Here is a 5,846-nt window from a genome sequence, read left to right on the forward strand (position 1 = left end):
CTGGGCAGCCGGGTCCGTTTACCGATCGCATTCCTGTGCTGAATCGGCTTGTGGCAAAACTCGATGTACCGTGGGTGCAAGCCGTGCATCAGTACAAGGTGGCCGATCAAGCTCAATTGCAGGCGCACTTGGATGAGGTTGTGAACCTGGGCGGCGAGGGCCTCGCGTTACATCGCGGATCGTCGCTGTACCGCGCCGGCCGCACCGGCGACCTCGTGAAATTCAAGCCTTACGAGGACGCCGAAGCGCGTGTCGTCGCGTACGTGCCGGGCAAGGGAAAATATGCCGGTGTCCTGGGGGCATTGCTCGTGGAGATGCCCGATGGCACGCGCTTTCGCATCGGAACCGGTTTCAGCGATGAGCAGCGGCGCCATCCGCCGTCTCTGGGTAGTTTTGTGACCTATCGCTACCAGGGCGTGACAACGGGTGGGAAACCCCGGTTCGCCCGGTTTATGCGCATCCGCGAAGCGATGTAAATAGCGGGTTTACATCGCTTCTTTACCCGCTGTATGCGGCGGAAGGGCGCCTTCGAACATCAACGATAGACCCGGTTTATGGGTCGTTCGGAGAATATTGAGCAGGGTCTAAGGTACAATGGCGATCTCCATTGCTTAGCGCCTTTTCCCCCGCATGATCGCACTCGACGGGCAGAGCGCCCTCTCGCCTTTTCGCCTGGAACGTCTCAACGCCCACCTCGATGCCTTGCATCGCGGTACCCGCGTGCAGGCGTGCTGGTTCGTTTACTTCATCGATGCTTCGGCCGAGCCCGAAGGTGAGCAGCGCAAGCGGCTGCTGGAAGCTCTCGAGGCCAAAGATGGCAAGCCCGAAGCCGCCTCGCTGTGGGTCGTGCCTCGCCTGGGCACCATTTCGCCCTGGTCGAGCAAGGCGACCGACATCCTGCATGACGCCGGTTTCGACGTTCGTCGCGTCGAGCGCGGCGCGGCCTGGCAGGTAAAAGGTCTGCCTGCTCAGGACGATGTCAGCTACAGCAGCGTGCTCGCCGTGCTGCACGATGCAATGACACAGTCGGTGCTCACCAATCTCGATCAGGCACAGGGCCTTTTCCTGGCGGGCAAGCCCGGCGATCTGGTGCACATCGCGCTTGGCGGCGATGCGCGCGCTGCGTTGGCCAAGGCCAATACCGAGCTGGGTCTCGCGCTGGCCGATGACGAGATCGACTACCTGGCCGAGCGTTACGCCGAGCTTGGCCGCGATCCGACCGACGCCGAACTCTTCATGTTCGCGCAGGCCAACTCCGAGCATTGCCGTCACAAGGTGTTCAACGCCAGTTGGACGCTGGACGGGGAAGCGCAGGACAAGAGCCTGTTCGCGATGATCAAGAACACGCATCAACGCTCGCCTGCGCACACGCTGTCCGCGTACAAGGACAACGCGGCCGTGATCGAAGGCAACGTTGGCAAGCGCTTCACGGTCGGCGCAGGCGATGTCTGGCGCAGCAACGAAGAACACATCGACTACGCGATCAAGGTTGAAACGCACAACCATCCGACCGCCATTGCGCCGTGGCCCGGTGCGGCGACGGGTGCCGGCGGTGAAATCCGCGACGAAGGCGCGACTGGCCGTGGCGCCAAACCGAAAGCGGGATTGACCGGCTTTTCCGTGTCGGATCTGCGCATTCCGGGTCATCCGCAGCCATGGGAAGTGGAGCGCCCGCTGCCGCCGCGCATGGCGAGTGCCTTCGAAATCATGCGCGATGGCCCGCTCGGCGCCGCTGCGTTCAACAATGAATTCGGCCGTCCCTGTCTGGGCGGTTATTTCCGCACTTACGAGCATGAAACCGGCGAGGCCGGTGTGCGTCGCGGTTACGACAAGCCGATCATGATCGCTGGCGGTATTGCGAATATCCGCAACGACCACGTGCAGAAGCATGAAGTTGAACCGGGCCATGCCGTGATCGTGCTTGGCGGTCCCGCCATGTTGATCGGTCTTGGCGGTGGTGCGGCCTCGTCGGTGGCATCCGGTGCATCCAGCGCGGAACTCGATTTCGCTTCGGTGCAGCGCGATAACGCTGAAATGGAACGCCGTTGCCAGCAAGTCATCGACGCCTGCTGGCAGCGTGGCGAACGCAACCCCATCGTAAGCATCCACGACGTCGGCGCCGGCGGTTTGTCCAACGCCATTCCCGAGTTGCTCAATGACGCGGGCGTGGGCGGCGAGATCGATTTGTCGAAAGTACCGTGCGACGATCCGGCGCTCTCGCCCATGCAGGTGTGGAGCAACGAATCGCAGGAGCGCTACGTTCTCGCCATCGCGAAAGAAAACCTGCCGGAATTCGAAGCGTACTGTGCGCGTGAGCGCTGCCCGTACGCAGTGGTCGGTACGGCAACCCAGGAACGCGTGCTACGCGTGAACGATCCGCGCCGCAACCTCACCGTGATCGATCTGCCGATGGATGTGTTGTTTGGCAAGCCGCCACGCATGCATCGCGATGCGAAACGCATCAAGCCGCGCATCGATCTGGTTCCGGATCTCAACGGCATCAGTATGGAAGACGCGCTGATGCGGGTGCTGCATTTGCCGACCGTCGGTAGCAAGAGCTTCCTCATCACCATCGGCGACCGCAGCGTGGGCGGTTTGTGCTCGCGCGATCCGATGGTGGGTCCGTGGCAGGTGCCTGTGGCCGACTGTGCCGTGACGTTGCTCGACTTCGACGGCTACAAAGGCGAAGCAATGGCGATGGCCGAGCGCGCACCGGTTGCCTTGCTGAGCAGCGCGGATGCCGCGCGTCTTGCGGTGGGCGAAGCAATTACCAATCTTGCTGCGGCACCGATCGACAATCTGGGCGAAGTGCGCCTGTCCGCCAACTGGATGGCAGCGGTCAATCATCCCGGTGAAGATGCAGCGTTGTTCGACGCAGTGAAAGCCGTCGGCATGGAGCTGTGTCCCGATCTCAGCATTTCCATTCCGGTCGGCAAAGACTCACTCTCGATGCAGACCGTGTGGAAGGACGGCGATACCCAGCAGCGCACGATTGCGCCGGTGTCGCTAGTTATTACTGGCTTTGCGCGTGTCGGCGACGTTCGTCGCACGTTGACGCCGCAGCTGCGCCTCGATCGCGGCGATTCCGATCTGTGGCTGATCGATCTCGGTGCAGGTCGTGCACGTCTTGGCGGTTCCGCGCTGACGCAGGTGTTCAATCGCGGCGGCGGTGTGCCGCCGGATCTGGATAACGCCAAGCATCTGAAGGCGCTGTTCGATCTGGTGCAGGAAGCCAATCGCAACGGTTTGGCGCTGGCCTATCACGATCGTTCCGATGGCGGCGTCATAGTCACGCTGCTGGAGATGGCGTTTGCCGGTCACTGCGGTCTGGAAATCACGCTCGATGGCTGGGCGGAAGCGACGCTGCGTGCGCTCTTCAACGAAGAGCTCGGCGCCGTGCTGCAAGTGGCCACTGCCAATCGCGAAGCGTTCGAAGCGCTACTGGTCAAGCATGGCCTTGCGGGCATGAGCACGCGCATTGGCCGCCCGACCGAGAAGCTCGGCATCAAGATGTTCCTCAACGGCGACAAGCTGTTCAAATGGAACTGGACGCAATTGTTCAAGGCATGGAATGAAACCAGCTTTGCCATGCAGCGTTTGCGCGATAACCCTGTCAGTGCCGATGCGGAACTGGAATGGCGCATCGCCGACGATGACACCGGCATTTCGCCGAAGCTGACTTTCGATCCGGCCGACGACATCGCGGTATCGCATATCAAGCAATTCACCCGGCCGCGTGTGGCGATACTGCGCGAGCAGGGCGTCAACGGTCAGGTGGAAATGGCGGCTGCGTTTACGCGCGCCGGTTTCGACGCGGTCGATGTGCACATGTCCGATCTTGTCAGTGGGCGCGTCAAGCTCGACGATTTCCGTGGTCTTGCCGCGTGCGGCGGGTTCTCCTACGGCGACGTGCTTGGCGCAGGGCGCGGTTGGGCCGCATCGATCCTCTACAACGACAGGCTGCGTGCGCAATTCGAAGCGTTCTTTGCCGATCCGACCAAGTTCGCGCTTGGCGTGTGCAACGGTTGTCAGATGATGAGCCAGCTCAAAGACATCATCCCCGGTGCGCAGCATTGGCCGAAGTTCCTGCGCAATGCGTCCGAGCAATACGAAGCGCGCCTGTGCACGGTCGAAGTGCTCGACTCGCCGAGCATCTTCTTCAAGGGCATGACCGGCTCGCGCATTCCCGTCGTTGTGGCACATGGCGAAGGCCGCGTGAGTTTTCCGCAGTCGTGCAGCCCGTCCAAGGCGGGTGCTGCGTTGCGCTTCATCGATAATCGCGGCAAGCCGACTGAAAACTATCCGCTCAATCCGAACGGTTCTCCCGGTGGCCAGACCGGCTTCACCGCTGCCGACGGCCGCGTCACCATTCTGATGCCGCATCCGGAACGCGTGCATCGCACCGTACAGATGAGCTGGCATCCGGATTCATGGGGTGAGGATTCACCGTGGATGCGCATGTTCCGCAACGCAAGGGTGTGGTGCGGCTGAAGCTGGCCGCACACCGACGCAGGTGGCCAAGTCTGATACTGGCCATCGCGTGGGCACTGTTGCTTGCCCTCATGCCTTGGTGGATCGGTGCGCCGTTGTTGCTGGCGTTCGTGATTGCGCAACTGACGCGTGTGCCACGCTTGCAACGCTACAGCTGCATTCTCCGCCGTGCGCTGCGCTGGGGCTTCGCAGGTGTGTTGATCGCCAGTTATCGTGCCTTCGGAGGCCACGCGCTTGGGCTCACGTTCACGCTGCTGGTGGCGCTCGTCGGTTTCTCGTTACTCGTGTTGCTGGAATCGTGGCAGAACCGCAAGCCTTTGCGTGACGCAACACTGGCTGCCGAGTCGCCGGAGTGGCGTGAGATGGCAATGGCGCCGGTGGGGCCTTCGGCCGTCATCATCGAGCTCGAATCGCCGGCATGGATGGCGCCCAGTGATCTGCCGGTCGGTGCAACTTTTCACGTCGAACGCATCACTGACCAAAGTTACCGTGTCGGCAAGGATACGAAGATCCGTCACGTAGAGCCGCAAATATGCCTGTCAAAAGGGCGGGGATGGGCCGCATGGCCCATGACAGCCGGGCGCGGCGTAGTACTGTACGATCTCGCCCGCGATAAAGCCTTTCGACTTCGTGGCTGGCAGCTGTTTGGATGGCGTGGCGACGAGGCATGGCTGACGCGCGGCGACGATCAGCCGCCCCTGGCGCTATCGCATGTGCTTGGTCAGGATCACATTGACGAATAAACGAGGCGTGATGGAATACGTTGCGCTTCGTCCCGGTAAGTAAGGTCACTATGTCAGCCGTCGACGCAACATCGCCCGTCATCAGCATCATCGTTGTCTCCGCCGACAGCGGACCGATGTTGCGCGAGTGTATCTACGGCGTACTGGGTTTTTCTGTGCCGCTGGAAGTGTTGCTTATCGACAACGGCTCGAACGACGGCATTCCGCAGGCGATCGGACGTGGGCGAGAGAGCGATCCTCGGCTCAAGATTATCTACAACCATAAGAATCTGGGTTTTGGTCCGGCCGTGAATCGTGCCGCTGCTCAGGCAACTGGGCAGACGCTGCTGATTCTCAACCCCGATTGCATGATCAAGGAATCCGAACTGCAGCGATTGCTGGAGATTCTGTCCAAAGAGCCGAAAGCAGGTGTGATTGGCGCGGTGGTGTGCGATGAGAGAGGCGTGCCCGATCCCGCTTCGTATCGTCGCGATCCGGTATTGCAGCGCGCGCTGACGACGCTATTCAAGCGCAATGACGAAGGCGTGAATATCAGCGGCCCGATGCCCGATCATGTGGTGGACGCGGAAGCTGTTTCCGGTGCGTTGATGCTGATGCCGCGTCGCGTCTTCG

Annotated in this window: 4 protein-coding genes; all 4 read left to right on the forward strand. The window is 61.5% G+C overall.

The features are described 5' to 3' along the window. A partial coding sequence (locus VK725_RS09225) for a DNA ligase (protein ID WP_325317767.1) occupies positions 1-476 on the forward strand: 476 nt, incomplete at its 5' end. A gap of 154 nt (positions 477-630) precedes the next feature. Continuing rightward, positions 631-4,491, forward strand: coding sequence for a phosphoribosylformylglycinamidine synthase (gene purL / locus VK725_RS09230; RefSeq protein ID WP_325317768.1), 3,861 nt, complete (start codon positions 631-633; stop codon positions 4,489-4,491). Continuing rightward, positions 4,449-5,234 carry a hypothetical protein gene (locus VK725_RS09235; protein WP_325317769.1) on the forward strand — a complete coding sequence of 262 codons (786 nt, stop codon included), beginning with the start codon at positions 4,449-4,451 and terminating at the stop codon, positions 5,232-5,234. Before purL ends, VK725_RS09235 begins: the two co-directional genes overlap by 43 nt. A gap of 50 nt (positions 5,235-5,284) precedes the next feature. Further along, on the forward strand, positions 5,285-5,846 hold a 562-nt coding region (locus VK725_RS09240; protein WP_325317770.1), incomplete at its 3' end, for a glycosyltransferase family 2 protein.

Source organism: Dyella sp., from assembly GCF_035486915.1.
Taxonomy (GTDB): domain Bacteria; phylum Pseudomonadota; class Gammaproteobacteria; order Xanthomonadales; family Rhodanobacteraceae; genus Dyella_B.

Bases quoted from the DNA above. Each gene is read 5' to 3' on its own strand.
- purL (WP_325317768.1), top strand. From the start codon at position 631: ATGATCGCACTCGACGGGCAGAGCGCCCTCTCGCCTTTTCGCCTGGAA.